Consider the following 21,330-nt stretch of genomic DNA (forward strand, 5'->3'; position numbering starts at 1 on the left):
GGGGCCGCGACCCCCAGGCAGCATTGAAGGGGCGCAAAGCCCCGCTCAGGGAGTGAAAACGGATGCCAAAGGATTTCGGGATCGGCGCCAGCAGCAAGCGGCGCGAGGACGTGCGGTTTCTGACCGGCAAGGGCAAGTACACCGACGATATCAACCTGCTGAACCAGGCCTATGTGCACTTCGTGCGCTCGGACGTGGCGCACGGCACGCTGAACGGCGTGGACACCTCGGCCGCCGAGGGCATGCCGGGCGTGCTGCGCGTCTTTACCGGCGCGGACTTCGAAGGTGTGGGCGGTCTGCCCTGTGGCTGGCAGGTGACCGACCGGTTCGGTGAGGTGATGCAGGAGCCCGCGCACCCGGTGCTGGCGCAGGGCAAGGTGCGGTTCGTCGGTGACGCCATCGCCGCCGTGGTGGCCGAAACCCGCGAGCAGGCCCGCGATGCCGCCGAGGCGATCGAGGTCGACATCACCGAGCTTCCGGCCGTCGTGGACATGAAGGCGGCGCTGGCCGATGGCGCGCCGAAGGTGCACGACGATCTGACCTCGAACCTCTGCTACGACTGGGGCTTTGTCGAGGACAACCGCGAGGCTGTCGCCAAGGCCATCGAGGGTGCGCATCACGTCACCACGCTGGAGCTGGTGAACAACCGGCTGGTCGCGAATCCGATGGAGCCGCGCGTCGCCATTGGCGACTACGACGGCTCGACCGGGGAGCACACGCTTTACACCACCAGCCAGAACCCGCACGTGATCCGGTTGCTGATGGGCGCGTTCGTGCTGGGCATCCCCGAGCACAAGCTGCGGGTCGTTGCACCCGACGTGGGCGGCGGTTTCGGCTCGAAGATCTTCCACTATGCCGAGGAGGCGTTCTGCACCTTCGCGGCCAAAGCCGTGGGGCGGCCGGTGAAGTGGACCTCGACGCGGTCCGAGGCCTTCATCACCGACGCGCATGGCCGGGATCACGTGACCAAGATCGAGCTGGCCATGGACGAGAACGGCAAGTTCCTGGCGCTGCGCACCGATACGCTGGCCAACATGGGTGCGTATCTGTCGACCTTCGCGCCCTCGGTTCCGACCTGGCTGCACGGCACACTGATGGCGGGGAACTACACCACGCCGCTGATCTACGTGAACGTGAAAGCGGTGTTCACCAACACCGTGCCCGTCGACGCCTATCGCGGTGCGGGGCGTCCCGAGGCGACCTTCCAGCTGGAGCGCGTCATCGACAAGGCGGCGCGAGAGATGGGCATCGATCCGCTGGAGCTGCGCCGCCGCAACTTCATCCAGCCGGATCAGTTCCCCTATGCGACCCCGGTCGCGGTGGAATACGACACCGGCAATTACGGTGCGACCACGGACAAGCTGGCCGAGATCGCCGATCTCGCCGGTTTCGAGGCGCGCCGGAAGGAGAGCGAAGCCAAGGGCCTGCTGCGCGGGCTGGGCGTGAACTGCTATATCGAGGCTTGCGGCATCGCGCCGTCGAACCTGGTTGGGCAGCTGGGCGCGCGTGCGGGCTTGTATGAAAGTGCCACGGTGCGGGTGAACGCGACCGGATCGATCAGCGTGATGACCGGCAGCCACAGCCACGGGCAGGGGCACGAGACGACCTTCCCGCAGGTGGTCTCGGAGATGCTGGGCATTCCCGAGGACCAGATCGAGATCGTGCATGGCGACACCTCGAAGACGCCGATGGGCATGGGCACCTATGGCTCGCGCTCGCTGGCGGTCGGCGGGGCCGCGATGGTGCGGGCGACCGAGAAGATCATCAACAAGGCCAAGAAGATCGCGGCACACCTGATGGAGGCCTCGGAGGCCGACGTCGAGCTGGCGGACGGGCAATTCACCGTCGCGGGCACTGACAAGTCGGTGGCCTGGGGCGATGTGTGCCTGGCGGCCTATGTGCCGCACAACTACCCGCTCGAGGATATCGAGCCGGGGCTGGAGGAGACCGCCTTCTACGATCCGGCGAACTTCACCTATCCGGCGGGCGCCTATGCCTGCGAGGTCGAGGTCGACCCCGAGACCGGCAAGGTGCGCATCGACCGGTTCGCGGCGGCGGATGATTTCGGCAATGTCATCAACCCAATGATCGTCGAGGGGCAGGTCCACGGCGGGCTGGCCCAGGGCATCGGGCAGGCGCTGCTGGAGAACTGCACCTACGACGAGAACGGCCAGCTTCTGAGCGCCAGCTACATGGACTATGCCATGCCGCGGGCGGCGGACGTGCCGATGTATGTCGTCGACCATTCCTGTCAGACGCCCTGCACCCACAACCCGCTGGGCGTGAAGGGCTGCGGCGAGGCGGGGGCCATCGGCAGCCCGCCGGCGGTGGTCAACGCGGTGATCGACGCGCTCAACTCGGGCGGTCACAAGGTGGATCATATCGACATGCCGGTCAGCCCCGCGCGGGTCTGGCAGGCGATGCAGGGCTGAGCCCGGAAGAATTGGACGAGAGGATACGTCATGTATGATTTCCAGATCGCACGGCCTTCGAGCCTGGACGAGGCGGTCAAGGCGCTGTCGGGCGAGGATTCGCAGCCGCTGGGCGGCGGGCAGACCCTGATCCCGACGCTGAAGCAGCGCCTGGCCGCGCCGGAGCTTCTGGTCAGCCTGACCGGCATCAAGGAGCTGAATTTCGTCCGCCAGGACGGCGGCACGCTGAGCATCGGCGGCACCACGCCGCACGCGGTGGTGGCGCGCGAGGCGGCGGGCGCCTACCCGGCCCTGGCCGGGATGGCGAGCCATATCGGCGATCCGGCGGTCCGCAACCGCGGGACCATCGGCGGCAGCCTGGCGAACAACGACCCGTCGGCCTGCTACCCGGCCGGGGTTCTGGCCTCGGGGGCCACGATCGTGACGAACAATCGCGAGATCGCCGCCGACGATTTCTTCGACGGGATGTTCACCACCGCGCTCGACGAGGGCGAGATCATCACCGAGGTGCGGTTCCCGATCCCGGAGAAGGCGAACTACCAGAAGTTCGAGCAGCCGGCCTCGCGCTTCGCGCTGGTCGGCGTGATGGTCGCCAAGCATGGCGATGGCGTGCGGGTGGCGGTGACCGGCGCCTCCGAGGACGGCGTGTTCCGCTGGAGCGAGGCCGAGGAGGCGCTGTCGTCGAATTATGCGCCGGAGGCGGTCGACGGGCTGTCGGTCCCGGCTGACGGGATGATCGGCGATCTGCACGGGACGCCGGAGTACCGCGCGCACCTGGTGAAGGTGCTGACCAAGCGGGCGGTCGCTGCCAGCTGATCCGGTGGTCCGGACGGAAACAAGGCCCGGGCGGGAACGCCCGGGCCTTCATGTTTGGCGGGGGCGCTGGCGCGCCGTTCCTCCTGAGCCCCGCCCCGCCTTTGGCGGGATCGGGGCGGTGGGGCGGCTGTCAGCGTTGCGGCAGGTCGGCGGCGGTGTCAACGTCGCGGAGTTCCGGCAGGTCGGCGATGCGCATTCCGGGCAGGCTGGCGCGCGTGTCGGCGCGGGCGTGCCGGGTGGACCAGCGGACATCGGCGAAGAGCGTGGCGGGCACGCGCGTGCGGTGCAGGCCGATGGCCCAGTAGCCGCCGTCGGGCGCCGGGCCGAGCACCGCGTCGTGGCCTGCGAGCAGGTGGAAGCCTTGCGCAATCAACGCGGGCGTGATGCCGGGGACATCCGCACCGATGACCATGACCGGGCCGGGAGGCGCGCTGCGCAGGGCGCGGGCCATGCGATCGCCCAGGTCTCCGGTGCCTTGCGGGATGCGGGGCAGGTGAGCGGGCCAGACACGGCTGGAGAGGCCTTCGGCATCCGGCGCGACGGCGAGTACGGTTTCCCAGCGCGGATCGTCGAGGCGGCGCAGCAGGCGGGCGCATTGGTGGCGGAACCACCAGGTCGCCTCGATCCGGCCGATGTCGCGGCCGAGCCGGGTCTTCACGCGACCGGGGCGCGGTTCCTTGAGCATAACCACGAGGCGTGGCCTTGGCGTGCACAGCCGTCTGGGTGCGGGGAGCGTCATGCCCCGCGATTAGAGGCGTCGTTGCGGTCGATCAAGTCCGGTGCGCAGGGGCGTCGGGGAAGAACGCGTAGAAGTGATCGACCGGCGCGTGCCCGTGACCGACCGAGAGCCTGCCGCCGGCGCGAATGCAGGCAGTGAGATAGGCCTTGGCCGTCTCGGCAGCGTCCTCGGGGCTGGCGCCGCGGGCGAGTTCTGCCGTCAGTGCGGCGGAAAGCGTGCAGCCGCTGCCACGCGTGGTCTGCGGCTCGATGCGCTCGGCCTCGAACCAGCGCAGGCCGTGGTCGGAGGCCATGACGTCGGCGCAGCTTGGCTGGCCGAGGCGGCCTCCGGTCAGCAGCACGTAGTCGGGGCCGAGCTCGGCGAGGCGCAGGGCCTGCGCGGCCATCTCCTCGGTGCCTTGCGCGGGGTCGATGTGCAGCAGGGCCGCGGCCTCGTCTGTATTCACCACAAGGACCGTCGTGCGGGGCATCAGGTCATGGATCAGCGCCTGGATCGCGTCGTCGGGCATCAGGTGCGCGCCGGACGCGGCGATCATCTGCGGGTCGAGCACGACCGGGGGCTCGGGCGGGAGCGCCTCGAGCAGGGCGTGAATCGCGTGGGCGCTGGGCAGCATGCCGATCTTGACCGCGTCGAGACGGACATCCATCGCCAGCGCCGCCAGTTGGGCCGCGATGAATTCCGGCGGGATCGGATCGGTGCCCCCGGTGCATTGCGTGTTCTGCGCGGTGAGGGCGGTGATCACGCCCATACCGTAGACGCCGCGCGCGCCGAAGGCCTTGAGGTCCGCCAGGACGCCGGTGCTGGCGGTCGGGTCCGAGGCGCCGATGCCGAGGACGTTGGGAATCCGGTGTTCGAAGTTGCTGTCCATGAGTGCTCCCCCCTGGGTGCCCGGCGGTGTGCCGCCCCTGCAGGACAATCGCGGGGCGGCGGAAAGGTTCCGCCGGCGGCCGGGAGCCGGCGGCCTTGTGTCAGATGTCGGGAGCCTCGCGGCCCGGGTCAACCCCTGGCGGCGCGGCGTTCGCGCCAGATCACGAACAGGCCCGACCCGACGATGATCGCGATGCCGGTCCACTTGATGGCGTCCGGGAAGTCTCCGAACAGCCAGTAGCCGAAGACGGTGGCCGAGACGATCTCGAGGTATTGCAGGGGGGCGAGTAGCGGCGCTGGGGCGCGGGCATAGGCGGCGACCAGGAACAGGTGCGCGGCGGTCGCGGCGCCGCCGACGGCCAGCATCAGCACCCAGCCGCGTGGATCGGGCCAGACCGCGGCGAAGGCGGGCCACCCAGTGCCCGAGAAGAGTAGCAGCGCCAGCGCCATGACCAGCGCGCCCGAGACCCCGGCATAGGCCTGCATGGCGAACGGGCCTTCGTCGCGGGCGACGCGGCGGGTGAGCAAGACATACGCGACGAAGAAAGTGGCGGTGACCAGCGGCAGCAGGGCGACGGGGCCAAGCTCGGCGAACGAGGGACGCACGACCAGCAGCGCGCCGAGGAAACCGACGGTGCAGGCGGTGAGGCGGCGCCAACCAACTTCTTCTCCCAGCACAAGGCCGCTGATGACCGTCAGCAGAAGCGGTGCGACGAAGAAGATCGCCATTGCGTCGGCGATCGGCATGGCCTGCACTGCGCCGATGAAGGCGGTCGAGGCCGCCGCCATCAGTGCGCCGCGCGCAGCGTGCAGCTTCCAGAGCCCGTGCGCCGGTCTCAGCCGACCGGTGCGCAGCAGCACGATCGGCAGAAGCACGGTGGCCTGCACGATGAAGCGCGCGAAGGTCAGCTGCACCGGCGGGACAGTGCCGGTCGCGAGCTTGGCGAAGATGTCGATCCAGGGCGCGAGGACGGCGAAGGTCACCATCAGCGCGATACCGACAGGGATGTTGTCGCCGCCCGCGCGCGGCGCGGGAGCGGTGTGCGGGCCTATCGGCTGGGCCTTAGGCAAAATAGCCCTGCAGGATGCGGGTATAGATCGCCTTGAGCGCGTGGACATCGGCGACCGGCACCCGTTCGTCCACGGCGTGCATGCGCTGGCCGACGAGGCCGAACTCCACCACCGGGCAGTGGTTCTTGACGAAGCGTGCATCCGACGTGCCGCCCGAGGTCGAGAGAACCGGGGTCTGGCCGGTCTCGGCCGCGACGGATTGGGCGATCAGGTCGGAGAACACGCCCGGCGGGGTCACGAAGCTTTCGCCGGAGTTCTTCACCTCGATCTTCAGGGTGATGCCGCTGTCGCGGGCGGCCTCGGACGCCTGCTCGTTCAGCCAGGCGGTGAGGGAGGCAGGCGAGTGGGTGTCGTTATAGCGGATATTGACGGTGGCCCTCGCTTGCGCCGGAATCACGTTGGTGGCCGTGTTGCCGACGTCCACGGTGGTGATCGCCAGCGTCGAGGGATCGAAATGCTCGGTCCCCTCGTCAAGCGGGGTCGAGGCGAGGCGGTCCAGCAGCCGCACCAGCGCCGGCAGCGGGTTGGCGGCGAGATGCGGATAGGCCGAGTGGCCCTGCACGCCGGTTGCGGTGATGAACGCGGTCAGCGAGCCCCGGCGGCCGATCTTGATCATCTCGCCCATGTTGTTCGGGCAGGTCGGCTCGCCCACGAGGCAGACGTCCATGCGCTCGCCTGTCTCGTCCATCCAGTCGAGCAGGGCGCGGGTGCCGTCCTGCGCGTCGCCCTCCTCGTCGCCGGTGATAGTCAGGATCACGGCGCCGTCCGGGGGCGTTTCGGTCACGAAGTCCACGGCGGCTGCGGCGAAGGCCGCGACGCCCGATTTCATATCGACCGAGCCGCGCCCGTAGAGCCAGCCGTCATGGATTTCGGCGCCGAAGGGCGGGTGGGTCCAGTCGGCAGCGTCGCCCACAGGGACCACGTCGGTATGACCGTTGAAACCGAAGCGGCGGCCCTGCCGTCCTTCTCCCCAGCGGGCGTAGAGGTTGCGGATGCCGCCTCGGTCGACTCGGGTGGTCGTGAACCCGGCCTGCGAGAGCAGATCGTCGAGAATGTCGAGCGCGCCCGCGTCCTCGGGGGTGACGGACGGGCAGCGGACGAGGCGGGCGGTGAGGTCGACGGGATCGGTGGTCATGGCCCCGTGCTTAGCAGCGGGCGGTGGCGGGGGAAAGCGGGCTCAGACCCAGTTCGAGAAGAACACCAGCGCCATCATCGCCAGCACCAGTGCGGCCATCGCGCCGAGGTGCATCCAGCGCGAGGTTTCGGCGGCCTTCAGCTCGGACCAGCGGCGGGGGCGGATGCCGGTGGCCATGAAGACGACCTGCGCGGCCAGGGCGATGCCGATCACGTTGGTCAGCACGGTGAAGGCGGCGCGTGCGCCCGCCTGCCACTCGCCCGCGCCCATCAGCAGCCCGGCGGCGGCGATGGGCGGCAGCAGCGCCGCGGCGACGGCGACGCCGACGAAGCCCGAGGCCTTGTTGGCCGCCGTCAACAGCGCGGCGGCGGCCCCGGCGCCCAGCGGCAGGATCAGCGCGCGCAGCGGGATCGGGTCGGAATAGTCCAGCATCCGCGCCTCCTCGTTGAAGGGCAGCAGCAGGGCGAGGGCAGCGCTGGCGGCGATGCAGGTGCCCAGTCCCGCGAGGCTCGCCATCAGCGCGTGGCCGATCATCGAACGGGCCCCCAGCGCGCTGCCCAGCGAGAAGGCCAGAAGTGGGCCCAGCAGCGGCGCGAGCACCATCGCGCCGATCACCGCCGCGACATTGTCGAGCGTCAGGCCGATCGCCGCGACCAGGGTAGAGAGCGCGCACATCAGCAGGAAGTTGCGGTTGAGCGTGCCGTTCTTCTGCACTTCGCTGACCAGTTCCTCGCGGACGTGAAGCTGGTCGCTCTGCTGCAGTTCCTCCTGCTCTTCCTCTGTCAGGATCTCGGGGGCCATCGCCTCGACCGGCAACAGCAGCAGGCGCCAGTCGTCGGTGCCTTCGAGCGCGTCCTGCAGCGCGTCCATCACGTCCTGCGCCTCGCCGGGCTTGAGCAGCACGGTGATCTGGCGGCGGTCGCCCGGCTCGTCCTCGCCGATGGGGGTGATCCACCAGTTGGCGGCGTCCAGATCCTTGAGCGCGCCGGTCGCGGTGTCGACCGAGCGTTTGGGCAGGACGAGCTGGATCAGCCGCGTTGCCATCGGGGTGGCTAAGCCTCGATGCCGAGAAGCTCGGCGACCAGCTCGGGCACTTCCTCGGGCTCGGCGGCGAGCGCGTCGGCCTCGGCGAGGTGCAGCTCGCCCTCGTCGGCGAACCCCCAGAGCGCGCCGATCGAGGCGACGTTGTTGGCTTTGGCGCCCTCGATGTCGAAGCGGCGGTCTCCCAGCATCACCGTGCGCGCCGGGTCGGATTCGGTTTCCGACAGCACATGCGCCAGCAGCGAGGACTTGTCGGCGTGCGTGCCGTCCATCTCGGATCCGTAGACACCGTCCAGGAAGGGCGCGATGCCGAAATGGCTGACGATCTCCTCGGCGTAGATCCGCGGCTTGGAGGTCGCGAGGAACAGCCTTGCGTCCATGTCCTTGAGATCCTCGAACATCTCGCCAATGCCGTCGAACACGTCCGCCTCATAGAGTCCGGTGGTGCCGAACCGGTCGCGATAGGCGGTGACAGCGGCGTCGATGTCGGCGCCCGGCCCGAGCAGGATCTCGAGGCTGTGCCATATCGGCGGGCCGATGGTCCAGGTCAGCTCGGACGGGGCAGGAAGCTCGGCGTCCATCTCGCGCAGGGCGTGGAGGAGGCTGGTTACGATCCCTTCACGCGAATCGATCAGCGTGCCGTCGAGATCGAGAAAGACCGAGATCATGCCTGTGCTCCTGCTGCTGCGCCTCTGGTCTGCGATATAGGCTGGCAGGGGGGCGGGCAAGGGCGCGTCACGACGGGGCGGCGGAGCGGGAGGCCGTCGTCGGATGCCTCCGGCGGGGATATTTGAGGAACGTGGAAGGTGGGTGTTTACCGAACGTTAAGCTCGAGCGGCGGGCGGTCTTGCAGGGGCGGGCGGGGATCGGGACTGTCGGGTTCATGAGCGAAGCGAATGACTGCGCGGCCCGGGCGGCAGAGAAACGGAGGATGTTGATGGACATCCTCAATGTGCGCCTGACCGAGGCGCACCGGGCGCTGCTGTCGGATTATGACAAGCCCGTCGCACCGCGGCCTCGACCGGAAGGGCCGCTGAGAGGGGGGCAAACCAGCTAGGCGGGGTGCCAGCCCCTGATCAGCGGACCGCCGGCGCCGAAGATCGGGTCGGTTTTGGGGAGTGCGGTCGTCGCGATGGCCGTGATGTCGCGGGCGCGGGGGGCGTCGCCCGCTGCGCGGACGATCTCGGGGTTTTGCTGACCCGGCGGGTAGGCGCCGCAGACGGCGAAGTTGCCTGTGGCCGCGATGCGGCAATGGCCGGTACCCGCTGGCAACACGATCATGTCGCCGGCGGTGACGTGGATTTCACGGCTGCCCGGGCCGCCGAGGATCAGGTCGGCGGCGCCTGATGCGACCGTCAGCGCCTCGTGCGAGGCGGGGTGGTAATGGTGGTAGTCGAACACGGTCCAGGTCCAGACACCGGTCCAGCCGTTGTCCCGATAGCGGTCGAGGATCGCGTCGGGACCAAGGTCCGGCGAGAACGCTCGTCGGATCAGCAGCACGGGCAGGTTCGGATTGTTCGGCACCGCGCCGTTCGCCGCAAAATGCAACAGGTCCGGTTCGGTGTCGCCTGATCTCATGCCATGGTCCGCCGGTCTCATCTTTCACTACGCAAAAGCGGAGCGACGTGGGTGTGCCACTCCGGGGTTCGCCACAAGATTTTGGCGTGTGTCCCAGGTGTCGGAAATATACCTTGGGTTTAATTCGTGACCCGCAGGGGGAATTCAGACGATGATCTCCATGTCCGCCTGGGATTCCATGCCGAACACCCGCTTGTAGCGTTCGACCTGATCGGGCGGGCCCATTGCCTTGCCGGCGTTGTCCGAGAGTTTCACCGTGGGCCGTCCGTTGGCCGAGATCGCCTTGCAGACCAGCGAGAAGGGCGCCAGCCCGTCGTCCGGACCGAGACCGCGGAAGTCGTTGGTCAGCAGCGTGCCCCAGCCGAAGGCCAGTTTCACGCGGCCGTGGAACTGGGCGTAGAGTTCGTGGATCTTCTCGACATCGAGGCCGTCCGAGAAGATCACCAGTTTCTGCGCGGGATCCTGACCGTTGGCGGTCCACCAGTCGATGGCGGTCTGCGCACCAGTGGCCGGATCGCCCGAGTCGATGCGGATGCCGGTCCAGTAGGTCATCCAGGCCGGGGCGCGCTCGAGGAATTTCTTTGTGCCGTAGGTGTCGGGCAGGATGATCAGCAAGTTGCCGTCATAGTCCTTCTGCCAGTTCTCGAGCACCTGGTAGGGCGCGGCGGCAAGCTCTGCGTCGCTGTTGGCAAGCGCGGAATAGACCATCGGCAGTTCATGCGCGTTGGTGCCGATCGCCTCGACCTCGCGGCGGAGCGCGATCAGGCAGTTCGAGGTGCCGGTGAAACGCTGGCCCAATCCCTCGATCATCGCCTGAACGCACCAGTCCTGCCAGAGGAAGCCGTGGCGGCGGCGGGTGCCAAAGTCCGAGATGCGCAGGTCGGGCAGTTCCTTGAGCGCCTGGATCTTCTCCCACACGCGGGTCATGGCGCGGGCATAGAGCACCTGAAGGTCCAGTTTGCCGAGATGCTTGAGCACCGCGCGCGAGCGGAGCTCCATGAGGATCGCGAGGGCCGGGACCTCCCAGAGCATGACGTCGGCCCAGGGGCCCTCGAACGTCAGCTCGTACTGGTCGCCGACGCGTTCCAGCTGGTACTCGGGCATCTGGAAGTTGCGGAACCAGTCGATGAACTCGGGCGTGAACATGCGCTGCTTGCCGTAGAACGTGTTGCCGCGGAGCCAGGTGATCTCGCCGCGGCTGAGGCGCAGCGTGCGGACGTGGTCAAGCTGCTCGCGCAGTTCCTCCTCGGTGATCAGCTGGGCCAGCGGCACGTCGGTGGAGCGGTTGATCAGAGAAAATGTGACGCGCACGTCCGGGTGCCGTTTCTGCACCGTCTGGCACATGAGCAGCTTGTAGAAATCCGTATCGAGAAGCGAGCGGACGATCGGGTCGATCTTCCAGGTGTGGTCGTGAACCCTTTTGGCGAGATCGATCATACCAACGTCACTCCGGCGCCGCGCAGGTTGGAAAGCGCCGCGTCGAGCGAGCCGTCGAGGTCGATGGCGCGGCAGGCGTCGAGAGCGACCGTGGCCTTGAAGTCGCATTTCACCGCGTCGAGTGCGGACCAGGCGACGCAGAAATCGGTGGCGAGACCAGCGAGGGTCAACTCGGTAATGCCGCGATCGCGGAGGTAGCCCGCGAGGCCGGTCTGCGTGGTCTGGTCGTTTTCGAAGAAGGCGGAGTAGCTGTCGATCCGTGGGCGGAAGCCCTTGCGCAGGATCAGGTCTCCGCCAAGGCGCAGGTCCTTGTGGAACGCCGCGCCGTCCGTGCCTTGCACGCAATGGGCGGGCCAGAGGACCTGGGTGCCGTAGGGCATGTCGGTGGTCGAGAAAGGCGCAGCGCCGTCGTGATTGTCGGCGAAGCTGAGATGGTCCTTCGGATGCCAGTCCTGCGTGTAGAGCACGCTGTCGAACTGATCCATCATCGCGTTGATGACAGGCACCACGGCGTCACCGTCCGCCACGGCGAGCGCGCCGCCCGGGCAGAAGTCGTTCTGCACGTCGATCACGAGAAGGGCGTGGGCCATGGGGCATCCTCCGGGCCTTGGGCAATCTCGGCGTTGTCGCCCTTGGGCGGAGGCGCGTCAAGTCTGGTGCAGGGAGGGGGTGCCGGCCGTGCGGGGGCATCGAGCCCCCTTCGGCCGGTGGGCGCCCTGCGGCGGTCTTGGTCCTTTGCCCGGGCTTTCCGTGGGAGACGGGCGACGCTATGAGGCGCGCATGGACTATGATGCGATCATCCTCGGGGCCGGGGGAGCGGGGCTGTTCGTGGCGGCGACGGCGGGGCAGGCGGGCGCGCGGGTGCTGGTCATCGACCATGCCGAGAAGCCCGGAAAGAAGATCCTGATCTCGGGCGGCGGGCGGTGCAATTTCACCAACATGGGCGTCGAGCCGGAGTGCTTCCTGTCCGAGAACCCGCATTTCGCGAAGTCGGCGCTGAGCCGCTATACCCAGTGGGATTTCCTGGGGTTGGTCGAGGCGCATGGCATTGCCTGGCACGAGAAAACGCTGGGGCAGTTGTTCTGCGACGGCTCGGCCCGGCAGATCGTGGCGATGCTGCTGGAGGAATGCCGCAAGGGCGGCGTCGAGATCCGGCTGGGGACACAGATCGGCGAGATCGGGCATGGCGAGGGGCTGTACCGGGTCGCGGGTGCGCGCGCGCCTCAGCTCGTGATCGCGACGGGCGGGCCGTCGATCCCGAAGATGGGGGCGTCCGGCGTCGCCTATGACATCGCACGGCGCTTCGGACTGGGCGTGGTTCAGCCCCGCCCGGCGCTGGTGCCGTTTACGCTGGGCAAGGAGTCTGCGGACTTTCGGGGGATCCCGGGGACCGCGTTCCCGTCCGTCGCGTCGGTGAACGGGGTGGCGTTCGAGGAGGCCTCGCTGTTCACGCACAAGGGGCTGTCGGGGCCGGCGATCCTGCAGGTTTCCAGCTATTGGAGGCCGGGGGACGAGGTTACCCTGAGGGTGGTGCCTGATGCCGGCACGCGGCTGCGCGAGGCGCGGGGCCGGATGCCACGGGCGCACCTTAAGGCGGCGCTGACCGAGCTTATGCCGAACCGGCTGGCCGAGGTGATGGACGCGCGGATCGGGTTGACGACTGAGCTTGGAAATCTGTCCGACGCCGAGCTGGACAGGGCGGCGGCACTGCTCGAGCGGCTGGCGTTCACGCCGACGGGCACCGAAGGTTATGCCAAGGCCGAGGTCACGGCGGGTGGAATCGACACCGCCGGGCTGTCGTCGCGCACGATGGAGGCGCGGGATGTGCCCGGTCTTTACGCCATCGGCGAGGCGGTGGACGTCACCGGCTGGCTGGGCGGGTACAATTTCCAGTGGGCCTGGTCGTCCGGCGCGGCGGCCGGAGAGGCCATCGCGGCCCGGGCGAGAGGCGCCTAGTGACGGCGCTGGTTCGGCTCGGGGGTGGCGGCCGGGCTGTCCTCGGGGCCGAACGGGGTCATCTGGGCGACGATCACCGAGTTCTCGTCCAGCGCGCGGCGCATCAGGTCGCGCTCTTCGTCGTCGATCTCGTGCCCTGCCTCGAGTCGTTCGTCGATGGTGCCGTAGCCGGTCACGTCGAGCGGGGCGAGGTCCGCCTGTTTCAGGATCGCCACCGTCTCGCGCACGGCCTCGGCCTCGTCGATGCCGCTGGCGTAGCAGAGCAGCGCCGCGCCCGCGCTTTCCTCGGGCAGACCGTCGCCGGGCTTGCGCCCGACCTGGACCAGCAGCGTGTAGACCTGTTGCGGTTTCTTCATCGTCGTCATCATGCGCCCCCGTTGCCAGAGCGCGGCGACGGGGGCAAGCGGATTGATCGACGATGTCAGGCGGTGCGGACCTTGCGCCAGCCCCAGATCAGCAGGCAGGCGCCCACCAGTGCCACGACGAACTGGCCGAGCCAGCCGCCCAGCGTACCGCCGAGGATCAGGCCGAGGATCGCGTTCAGGATCAGTGCGCCGAGGATGCCGACGATGATGTTCGTGAGAAGGCCGTGGTCGGCATTCATCACTTTCTCGGCCACCCAGCCGGCGAGGCCGCCGATGATGATTGCTCCGAGCCATCCGATACCGGACATGATGTTCTCCTTCGTCGCTGTGGGCGGCGGGGATCGCCGCCCGTCGAAGGAGTCATGCGCGGAGGCGGGGAATTGTTCCCCGCGGCGGGCCTTGGTCGGCGGTCAGTCGCGCAGCAGGTCGTTGATCGAGGTCTTGGAGCGGGTGCCCTCGTCGACCTGTTTCACGATGACGGCGCAGTAGAGGTTCACGCCGTTCTTCGACGGCATCGAGCCCGAGACGACGACCGAGTAGGGGGGCACCTCGCCGAAGGTGACTTCGCCGGTTTCGCGGTTCACGATCTTGGTCGACTTGCCGAGGTATACGCCCATTCCCAGGACAGAGCCTTCGCGGACGATGCAGCCTTCGACGACCTCGGAGCGGGCGCCGATGAAGCAGTTGTCCTCGATGATGGTCGGGCCGGCCTGCATCGGCTCCAGCACGCCGCCGATGCCGACGCCGCCCGAGAGGTGCACGTTCTTGCCGATCTGTGCGCAGGAGCCGACGGTGGCCCAGGTGTCGACCATGGTGCCTTCGTCGACATAAGCGCCGAGGTTCACGAAGCTGGGCATCAGCACCACGCCGGGCGCGATATAGGCGGACTTGCGGACGACGCAGTTCGGCACGGCGCGGAAGCCGGCCTTCTTCCAGTCCTCGGCCTGCCAGCCCAGGAACTTGCTGTCGACCTTGTCCCACCAGCCGCTGCCCTGCGGGCCGCCGGACTGCGGTTCCATGTCCTTGATCCGGAAGCCCAGCAGCACGGCCTTCTTGGCCCACTGGTTGACGTGCCAGGTGCCGTCGTCGCCGCGTTCGGCCACGCGCAGCTGGCCGCTGTCGAGCGCCTCCAGCGTGTGTTCGATGGCGTCACGGGTCTCGCCCCTTGTTTCGGGCGTGATCTCGGCGCGGGCGTCCCACGCGGTCTCGATGGCGGTTTCCAGTGCGGCGACGTCCATGGGGATCCTCGGTTGGGCTGGTGAAACTCGAGCACAGGCTATAGAGCGGAGGAAACGCGGGTGCAATTGCCTGCGAGAGGAGGTTTCGGATGACTGACAGCCAGGCGCATCGGCGTTTCCCCGATGCCGAGCGGGACAAGACACAGGCCGCAGAGGTTCCGGAGACGCCGCAGACGCAGTCGCCGTCCTACCGGCTGGCCTTTGCGGACCAGGATTTCCTGCTGCGTGACGAGTTGCGCCCGGTGCGGTTGCAGCTGGAACTGCTCAAGCCCGAAATGGCGCTGGTCGAGGCGGGCATCCGCTCGACCATCGTGATGTTCGGCGGCGCGCGCATTCCGGCCCCGGCCGAGGCTGACAGCGCACGGACCGAGATGCTGGCGAAGCTGTCGAAATACTACGACCAGGCCGAGGAGTTCGCCCGGCTGTGTACCGAGGAAAGCCTGCGCCACGACGGCTGCGAAGACGTCATCATCACCGGCGGTGGGCCGGGCGTGATGGAGGCCGGTTGCCGGGGAGCGGATGCCGCTGGCGGCAAGTCGATCAGCCTGAACATCGTGCTGCCGCACGAACAGGCGCCGAACCTCTATGCGACGCCGGAATTCGCGTTCAACTTCCATTATTTCGCGATCCGCAAGATGCATTTCCTGATGCGGGCCAAGGCGATCACCGTCTTCCCCGGCGGTTTCGGCACCTTGGACGAGCTGTTCGAGACACTGACCCTGGTGCAGACCGGACGTATGGCGCCGTTGCCGATCCTGCTGTTCGGCAAGGAATTCTGGGAGGGCATCCTGAACTGGGAGGCTCTGGCCGAGGCCGGCACCATCGGGCCGAACGACCTAGAGCTGTTCCGCTATGTCGAGACCGCCGAAGAGGCGTTCGAGATCGTGCGTGACTGGCAGGGCTGAGGGGCTTGCAGGCTGACCGGGAGGCGGTCAGCCTTCGGGCGTCTCGCGCAGGCGCGGGCGCGGCGCGGCGTCTTGTGACAGCCCGGCATCCTCGTCGCCGGTCAGGATGAACTCGACCAGCTGCGTGACCTGGAAGAAGTTGCCGTTGTCGTCCGAGATCAGGGTGACGCGGATCCGGCCCGCGTCGTCCTGCCAGACCTCGATCCCCTCGAGATTGTCGTAGCGCCCTGTGGGGCTGTCGAGCAGGGTTTCCTCGTTCGTCAGGCTGTTCGCGCCGAACTCGAAGCGGCGGACGCGGGTGGCGAAGCCGAGGATTCCCGAGAAGTCCCGCTCGAGCAGGTAGAGCCGTCCATCCGGGCCGACGTCCGCGCCGGTGACCAGGTGAGGCGGCTTGCGCGGGACCGAGAAGGGCTGCGACCAGTTTTCGCCGTCGAGCCGGTAGACCGGGTAGGGGCGCTCCAGCCGGCCGGAACGCTCGGGGATAGCGTGAACGCGTCCGTCGGGACCGGTGAAAAGCGCCTCGAGGCCGGAGTTGTTCTGCAGGGCCCGGAACTCGGCGGGGCGCGGCAGCAGGGTCGCCTTGCTGTCGATTGTGTCGTGGGCAACGACGCGGTGATTGCCCTCGTACGAGATGTAGACGCGGCCGTCGGCGCCGATGGTCAGCCCCTCGGCGTCGGTGTTGTAGCCGTCGAGCGGATTGCCACGCGAGTCCAGCAGCGGACCGATGGCGTCGAGCTTGGCGCTGGTCAGGCGGCCGTCGTCGTCTCGGGCAAGCGTGGCGATGCCCCAGCGGCCCTTGTCCGAGATGGCGATCATCGCGGTGCCGTCCGGGTTCATCGCGAAACCGGACCACGAGCCGAAGCCCCGTGCCCCATCGCGCCAGGTGACCGCCGCATCCTCGACCAGGTGCGGGCCTTCGGGCGTGTCGGCCTGGCCCCAGAGGCCAAGCCCGCCCAATAGCAGGGTGACGAGCGCGAAGGTCAACGCAGGACGGTGGCGCATTGCTGAGGCAGGTCGGCCATGGTGATCGGCCGCTTGGGTTTGGGCGGCGGCGCGTTCGGATCCGGCTTGGCGGGTTTCAGCGCGTCGGTGACCCACCAGATCGCCTCTTCGCAGCCATCACCCGCAGGGATCGGGTCCTGCTCGATACAGGCGCGGTCGCTGCCGGGGCAGTTCAGCCGGACGTGGAAGTGATAGTGGTGGCCCCACCAGGGGCGGATCTTGCGCAAGTAGGCGCGGTCGCCCCGCTCGTCGGCGCACATCTTCAGCTTGACCGGGGCGGTCACGAAGATCCGCGCCACGGCCGGATCGCTGGCGGCGGCGCGCAGGATCCGGTGATGCGCGGCGGTCCAGTTGCCGTTGACGTTCCGCTGGTCGGCGCTGCGGACCGAGACCGAGGAGATATTCTCGCGCTGCGAGCGCGAGAGGCGGAGGTCCATCGCCGGTTTCATCCAGATGTCGATGTCGAGGCCCAACTGGTGGCTGGCATGGCCCGAGAGCATCGGTCCGCCGCGCGGCTGGCTGATGTCGCCGATGTAGAGCCCGTTCCACCCGGAGCGCTGCGCGGCGATCGAGAGGCGCTGGATGAACGCGATGCTGTTCGGATGGCCCCAATTGCGGTTGCGCGACAGGCGCATCGCCTGCCAGGTCGGCCCGGTTTCGGGCAGTTCCACGGCACCTGCGATGCAGCCCTTGGAGTAGCTGCCGAAGCTGGAGGGCGCGTGTGCCGAGGGCGTCGATTTCGCGCCGAATAGCTGTTTGGCCGGCGTCTGCGCCGGGGCCGCTGAGGCTGCTGCAAGCAGCGCTGCGGCGGCCAGAAGGGTACGGATCATGCTCGGGCCTCTTCGTCGGGTTTTGCCCAGTGTAGCATAATAAGACCGATGGCGAAGAGCGCGATCACGGGACTTACGCCAAGGGCCTGATCGCCGCTCATCTGGGTGGCGAGGCCGATCAGCAGTGGCGCTAGGAAGGCGGTGGCCTTGCCTGAGAGCGCGTAGAGGCCGAACGCCTCGGTCATCGGCATCTTACCTTCGGCGAGGTGAACCAGCAGTGTGCGCGACGCGGCCTGAAGGGCGCCGGACCCCGCGCCCATAAGGCCGCCGCAGATCATGAAAATCAGGTCCGGCAGGCTGCTTTCGGGGCTGACGGGCATGCCCAGCACCGCTTCGCGCGAGGTGGTCAGCGCGACCAGCGAGACACCGATCAGAAGGATGATTGCGGCGGCGATCACCGGGCGCGGGCCGAAGGCGCGGTCGGCACGGCCTCCGATCCAGGCGCCGAGTGCGCCGACGGCGGCGGCGATGATCCCGAAGATGCCGAGTTGCGTGATCCCCCAGCCGAGGACACCGGCGGCGTAGATGCCGCCGAAGGCGAAGAGGCCCGCCAGCCCGTCGCGGTAGATCATCGAGGCAATGAGGTAGATGAAGAGCCCTCCGGTCGAGGGCAGCGCGCGCAGGGTGCGGCCCAAGGTCCGTACACCGTCGCGGGCGGCGCGGGTCAGTCCCTTGCGGCGCGGCGCGTCGGGGCAGTAGAGGAAAAGCGGCACGGCGAAGAGCGCGAACCAGATGGCGGTGAGCGGGCCGGTCGCGCGGGCGGGCTCTCCGGCCGCCGGGTCGAGGCCAAAGAGCGGCTTCAGCCCGGCGAGCGTCGTCGGCCCGCCCCCGGCGGGAGCCAGCAGCGCCAGCACCAGCAGCAGCGCGACCACGCCGCCGACATATCCCAGCGCCCAACCGGAGCCGGAGATGCGGCCGATCTCGGAGCGGGGCCCGAGATCGGGCAGCATGGCGTTGACGAAGACCAGGCTGAACTCGGACGCGGCGAAGGCGACCACGAAGGCCAGCATCACCGGCCAGAGCGGTGCGCCGGGCGCGGCCTGCCAAAGGCCAAGGCAGCCGAGGATGAAGAGGACGGAGAACACCCCGATCCAGGGCTTGCGCGGTCCGGCCTCGTCGGCGACGGCGCCCAGCAGGGGGGAAAGCCCCGCGACGGCCAGCGCTCCGTAAAGCTGCATGTCCGCCCAAAGCGCCTGTCCTGCGACGGCGTCCGGGGCGAACTGGGTCGCGAAGTAGGGGCCGAAGACGAAGGTGATGACCAGCGTGTAGAAGGGCTGGTTGGCCCAGTCAAACAGCATCCAGGCGTTGGCGGGCTTCATCCGGACCTCATGTGCGTGTCGGGGGCTGCGCGCCCGCGCGGATGCGCGCGGCGACGCGCTGCTCGCGCCAGAAGGTGAAGAGGCCCGAACCGACGATAAGCGCCGCGCCCGCGAAGGTCAGGCTGTCGGGGATCTCGTCGAAGAGCACGATGCCGAGCAGGCCTGCGAAGATCAGGATCGAGTAGCGGAAGGGCGATACGAAGGCGATCTCGCCCGTGCGCATGGTGGCCACACCTGCGAGATAGCCCACGATCAGGAAGCAGGACGCGGCGAAGGTCCAGCCGAGGGTCGCGCCGGTGATCGGGGGCCAGTCGACGAAGAGGCTGCCGACCCCTGCGGCGCCGGTGACGGCCAGCGCCGTGCTCAGCGCGACCAGGGTCGAGGGGATCCCCGGCGACAGCCTGCGCGTTGTCAGATCCCGGATCACGATGAAGCAGACGGCGGCCAACGCCGCCATCGCGTAGGCATTGAAGCTGTCCGCACCGGGTCGGACGATCAGCAGGACGCCGACGAACCCGACCAGCAGCGCCGCGCCGCGCCGCCAGCCGACCTGCTCGCCCAGGAACAGCGCGGCGGCGAGCGTGACCGCAAGGGGCAGGGACTGCAGGATCGCGGTGGCGCTGGCGATGGGCATGTTGTTGAGCGCCGTCAGGAAGCACAGGGTGCCGCCCAGCTCGGCCAGCGCGCGCATCCCGATCAACCGCCGGTCCCGACGCGAGGGACGCGCCCGGAACGCGCCGGTCGCAAGGCACAGCAGCGCCAGCAGGGCGCACATCAGCAGGCCGCGCAGCAGGATCGCCGGGAACAGCGGCAGCGCCTGCATCGCCATCTTGATCATGCCGTCGTTCAGCGCGAAGCCCGCCATCGACACGGTCATCAGCATCGCACCGCGCAGGTTGTCGGCGACGTGGGCATGTCCGGTCTGTGAGGGGGTGGCGGTCAAGCGGCCTCCGCGGGAATGATGGGTCTTGGCCTATCACACCCGCGGGAAAGGGGAAGGGGCCAGAGGCCCCGGTTGGTCAATTGCCGAGCAGGTCGAAGAAACGGACGATGGTGTTGGTCGCCTCGATCACCTCGACGATCTCGTTGTCGATGCGAACGTAGCGGTGACCGTCGGGCAGGCGCGGCAGCCGTCCGTAGCGATCCCAGTCGTCGCGCTCGAGGACGATGTAGCCGCCCGGCAGGCGATCTCCGACCCGGTAGACGCGGCCGTCCGGCCCGATGATACGATCGCCGCGATAGACCCAGTCGCCGTCGCGGTCGCCGCGATAGCTGTCGTCCCGGTCGGAATAGCCTCGCTTCTTTGCCTGCCCCGGAGGCACACAGGGCGGGTTCTTCTTGGCAAGCCCCGGCGGGCAGCCCTTGCCCTGTGCAAAGGCGGCGGTAAGCGGCGCAGCGGGAAGCGATACGGGGGCCAGCGCAATGGCCACGGCCAGGATCGGGCGGATCAGCATCCGGATGTCTCCTTCAAGGTCGGCGCGACAGTGCGGTGCGGGCTCATCGGGCGCAAGCCGGTCGCCGAAAGGGTCCGCGTTCCGCGCGAAACGTCGCTGAGAGTTAGGAACGCACCGGCGCGTGAAAGGTTGCGCCTACTCCGCCGCCATCGGTCGGGGCGGACGTTCCAGCGGTCCGGGCAGCGGCGGCCAGGGGCGCTGGGCCTCGGCCTCGGTCCAGCCGGTGATCCAGTGCGGCAGCGGCGGATTCCAGTCCGGTTGGCCCATCGCCGCCAGCACCTGATCGGGCGGCACGATCCCCTCGCGGCCAGTCACCGCCGCCCGGTAGAGCGCCGACGTCGTCGCCTCGCCGTCGCGCCAGAAACTTTGCGTGATGTAGAAGAACCGGCTGTCGCGCCCCGCAAGGCCGCTGACCATGGTCAGCTTGTCGAAGGCGCGGACCCGGCGGCGGTAGCGCACGCTGGTCCCGGCCATGGTCATCGCCCAGCCGTTCTGCCGCGCCGCGCGCCACATGCCAGTGCGCCAGAACAGCGGCAGTCGACCGAGGTCGAACAGGGTCAGCGTGCGCCCGTTGTTGAGCTCTCCGAGCATGTCGAGATCCCAGGGCCAGCAGCGGTGATGCGAGACATGTGGCTGATCCAGCGACAGCGGCGGCTGACGCAGGCAAAGGCCAAGTTCCAGAAGGGCGCGCGGGATCGGATACATCCGCCGCACCCGATGCCCGCGGGGCGCGCGTGTCAAGAACGCCGTCGCGTCACCCGATGCCGCACCCGCTCGGCCTTGTCTGGCTCACGGGGCGGGGTTACATGGGCTTGGACCCGAAACGAAGGAGTGCGGCCATGACGTCGATCGGTCAGATCCTGCTGCTGGTGCTGGACGTCGTCTGGTTCCTGGTGCTTGCGCAGGTCATCATCAGCTGGCTGGTGAACTTCGAGGTGCTCAACATGCGCCAGCCGATGGTCTACCAGATCTGGTCAGGGCTGAACCGCCTGCTGGAGCCGATCTACCGCCCGATCCGAAATGTCCTGCCGGCGATGTCGGGGATCGACATCACGCCGCTGATCGTGATCGTCGCGATCTACGCGTTGCGGATCATCATCACGCAGAATTTCTTCTGACGTAGCATCCCGCGCTTGCCGGGGCCG

At 68.4% G+C, this 21,330-nt stretch carries 23 protein-coding genes; 5 read left to right on the forward strand and 18 right to left on the reverse strand.

The window, feature by feature from the left end:
- Positions 1 to 62 precede the first annotated feature (62 nt).
- Positions 63 to 2,432 carry a xanthine dehydrogenase family protein molybdopterin-binding subunit gene (locus ACW9UR_RS01170; RefSeq protein ID WP_458915063.1) on the forward strand — a complete coding sequence of 790 codons (2,370 nt, stop codon included), beginning with the start codon at positions 63 to 65 and terminating at the stop codon, positions 2,430 to 2,432.
- 30 nt (positions 2,433 to 2,462) lie between these two features.
- Positions 2,463 to 3,248: an FAD binding domain-containing protein gene (locus tag ACW9UR_RS01175; RefSeq protein ID WP_458915064.1), complete on the forward strand. Its 786-nt coding sequence runs from the start codon at positions 2,463 to 2,465 to the stop codon at positions 3,246 to 3,248.
- Positions 3,249 to 3,378: 130 nt separating this feature from the next.
- Here ACW9UR_RS01175 and ACW9UR_RS01180 read toward each other — a convergent pair whose 3' ends face one another.
- The 9 genes from ACW9UR_RS01180 to pncA form a co-directional block, all read right to left on the reverse strand.
- On the reverse strand, positions 3,379 to 3,987 hold the full coding sequence (locus ACW9UR_RS01180; RefSeq protein WP_458915065.1) for a TIGR04282 family arsenosugar biosynthesis glycosyltransferase: 609 nt from the start codon (positions 3,985 to 3,987) through the stop codon (positions 3,379 to 3,381).
- Between the two features lie 31 nt (positions 3,988 to 4,018).
- Positions 4,019 to 4,855: a bifunctional hydroxymethylpyrimidine kinase/phosphomethylpyrimidine kinase gene (gene thiD / locus ACW9UR_RS01185; RefSeq protein WP_458915066.1), complete on the reverse strand. Its 837-nt coding sequence runs from the start codon at positions 4,853 to 4,855 to the stop codon at positions 4,019 to 4,021.
- 128 nt (positions 4,856 to 4,983) lie between these two features.
- Positions 4,984 to 5,925, reverse strand: coding sequence for a DMT family transporter (locus ACW9UR_RS01190; protein ID WP_458915067.1), 942 nt, complete (start codon positions 5,923 to 5,925; stop codon positions 4,984 to 4,986).
- On the reverse strand, positions 5,918 to 7,060 hold the full coding sequence (dapE, locus tag ACW9UR_RS01195; protein ID WP_458915068.1) for a succinyl-diaminopimelate desuccinylase: 1,143 nt from the start codon (positions 7,058 to 7,060) through the stop codon (positions 5,918 to 5,920). The genes ACW9UR_RS01190 and dapE overlap by 8 nt, the downstream gene beginning before the upstream one ends.
- Positions 7,061 to 7,102: 42 nt before the next feature.
- Entirely contained in the window at positions 7,103 to 8,104 is a 1,002-nt protein-coding gene (locus ACW9UR_RS01200) for a TIGR00341 family protein (protein WP_458915069.1), read from the reverse strand.
- Between the two features lie 8 nt (positions 8,105 to 8,112).
- Positions 8,113 to 8,769, reverse strand: coding sequence for an HAD hydrolase-like protein (locus tag ACW9UR_RS01205; RefSeq protein WP_458915070.1), 657 nt, complete (start codon positions 8,767 to 8,769; stop codon positions 8,113 to 8,115).
- 385 nt (positions 8,770 to 9,154) lie between these two features.
- Positions 9,155 to 9,679, reverse strand: coding sequence for a cupin domain-containing protein (locus ACW9UR_RS01210; protein ID WP_458915071.1), 525 nt, complete (start codon positions 9,677 to 9,679; stop codon positions 9,155 to 9,157).
- A gap of 144 nt (positions 9,680 to 9,823) precedes the next feature.
- Complete coding sequence (gene pncB / locus ACW9UR_RS01215; RefSeq protein WP_458915072.1) at positions 9,824 to 11,116, reverse strand: nicotinate phosphoribosyltransferase; 1,293 nt, start codon at positions 11,114 to 11,116, stop codon at positions 9,824 to 9,826.
- A complete protein-coding gene (gene pncA / locus ACW9UR_RS01220) occupies positions 11,113 to 11,706 on the reverse strand; it encodes a bifunctional nicotinamidase/pyrazinamidase (protein WP_458915073.1) in 594 nt (197 codons plus the stop codon). The genes pncB and pncA overlap by 4 nt, the downstream gene beginning before the upstream one ends.
- A gap of 190 nt (positions 11,707 to 11,896) precedes the next feature.
- Here pncA and ACW9UR_RS01225 point away from each other — a divergent pair, with 190 nt between their 5' ends.
- Positions 11,897 to 13,072, forward strand: coding sequence for a BaiN/RdsA family NAD(P)/FAD-dependent oxidoreductase (locus ACW9UR_RS01225; protein WP_458915074.1), 1,176 nt, complete (start codon positions 11,897 to 11,899; stop codon positions 13,070 to 13,072).
- Here ACW9UR_RS01225 and ACW9UR_RS01230 read toward each other — a convergent pair.
- From ACW9UR_RS01230 to dapD, 3 genes are all read right to left on the reverse strand, one after another.
- Entirely contained in the window at positions 13,069 to 13,437 is a 369-nt protein-coding gene (locus ACW9UR_RS01230) for a hypothetical protein (protein ID WP_458915075.1), read from the reverse strand. The two genes, ACW9UR_RS01225 and ACW9UR_RS01230, sit on opposite strands and share 4 nt — an antisense overlap.
- A 56-nt stretch (positions 13,438 to 13,493) precedes the next feature.
- The gene (locus tag ACW9UR_RS01235; protein ID WP_458915076.1) at positions 13,494 to 13,745 is read right to left on the reverse strand and encodes a GlsB/YeaQ/YmgE family stress response membrane protein; all 252 of its coding nucleotides are present in this window, start codon (positions 13,743 to 13,745) and stop codon (positions 13,494 to 13,496) included.
- 102 nt (positions 13,746 to 13,847) lie between these two features.
- Positions 13,848 to 14,675 carry a 2,3,4,5-tetrahydropyridine-2,6-dicarboxylate N-succinyltransferase gene (dapD, locus tag ACW9UR_RS01240; RefSeq protein WP_458915077.1) on the reverse strand — a complete coding sequence of 276 codons (828 nt, stop codon included), beginning with the start codon at positions 14,673 to 14,675 and terminating at the stop codon, positions 13,848 to 13,850.
- Positions 14,676 to 14,764: 89 nt separating this feature from the next.
- Here dapD and ACW9UR_RS01245 point away from each other — a divergent pair, with 89 nt between their 5' ends.
- Complete coding sequence (locus ACW9UR_RS01245) at positions 14,765 to 15,580, forward strand: LOG family protein (protein ID WP_458915078.1); 816 nt, start codon at positions 14,765 to 14,767, stop codon at positions 15,578 to 15,580.
- A 27-nt stretch (positions 15,581 to 15,607) separates the two neighbouring features.
- Here ACW9UR_RS01245 and ACW9UR_RS01250 read toward each other — a convergent pair whose 3' ends face one another.
- The 6 genes from ACW9UR_RS01250 to ACW9UR_RS01275 form a co-directional block, all read right to left on the reverse strand.
- On the reverse strand, positions 15,608 to 16,582 hold the full coding sequence (locus ACW9UR_RS01250; RefSeq protein ID WP_458915079.1) for an esterase-like activity of phytase family protein: 975 nt from the start codon (positions 16,580 to 16,582) through the stop codon (positions 15,608 to 15,610).
- Positions 16,561 to 17,412 carry a penicillin-insensitive murein endopeptidase gene (gene mepA / locus ACW9UR_RS01255; protein WP_458915080.1) on the reverse strand — a complete coding sequence of 284 codons (852 nt, stop codon included), beginning with the start codon at positions 17,410 to 17,412 and terminating at the stop codon, positions 16,561 to 16,563. Before mepA ends, ACW9UR_RS01250 begins: the two co-directional genes overlap by 22 nt.
- Positions 17,409 to 18,731 (reverse strand): MFS transporter, encoded by a 1,323-nt coding sequence (locus tag ACW9UR_RS01260; protein WP_458915081.1) that lies wholly within the window; start codon positions 18,729 to 18,731, stop codon positions 17,409 to 17,411. Before ACW9UR_RS01260 ends, mepA begins: the two co-directional genes overlap by 4 nt.
- A gap of 7 nt (positions 18,732 to 18,738) precedes the next feature.
- The gene (locus ACW9UR_RS01265) at positions 18,739 to 19,674 is read right to left on the reverse strand and encodes a DMT family transporter (protein ID WP_458915082.1); all 936 of its coding nucleotides are present in this window, start codon (positions 19,672 to 19,674) and stop codon (positions 18,739 to 18,741) included.
- A gap of 76 nt (positions 19,675 to 19,750) precedes the next feature.
- On the reverse strand, positions 19,751 to 20,185 hold the full coding sequence (locus ACW9UR_RS01270; protein WP_458915083.1) for an RcnB family protein: 435 nt from the start codon (positions 20,183 to 20,185) through the stop codon (positions 19,751 to 19,753).
- Between the two features lie 135 nt (positions 20,186 to 20,320).
- Complete coding sequence (locus ACW9UR_RS01275) at positions 20,321 to 20,926, reverse strand: acyl-CoA thioesterase (protein WP_458915084.1); 606 nt, start codon at positions 20,924 to 20,926, stop codon at positions 20,321 to 20,323.
- 98 nt (positions 20,927 to 21,024) lie between these two features.
- Between ACW9UR_RS01275 and ACW9UR_RS01280 the strand changes: the two genes are divergently transcribed.
- Positions 21,025 to 21,303 (forward strand): YggT family protein, encoded by a 279-nt coding sequence (locus ACW9UR_RS01280; RefSeq protein ID WP_458915085.1) that lies wholly within the window; start codon positions 21,025 to 21,027, stop codon positions 21,301 to 21,303.
- The last annotated feature ends 27 nt before the right edge of the window (positions 21,304 to 21,330 follow it).

This window comes from Halovulum sp. GXIMD14794, from assembly GCF_054457455.1.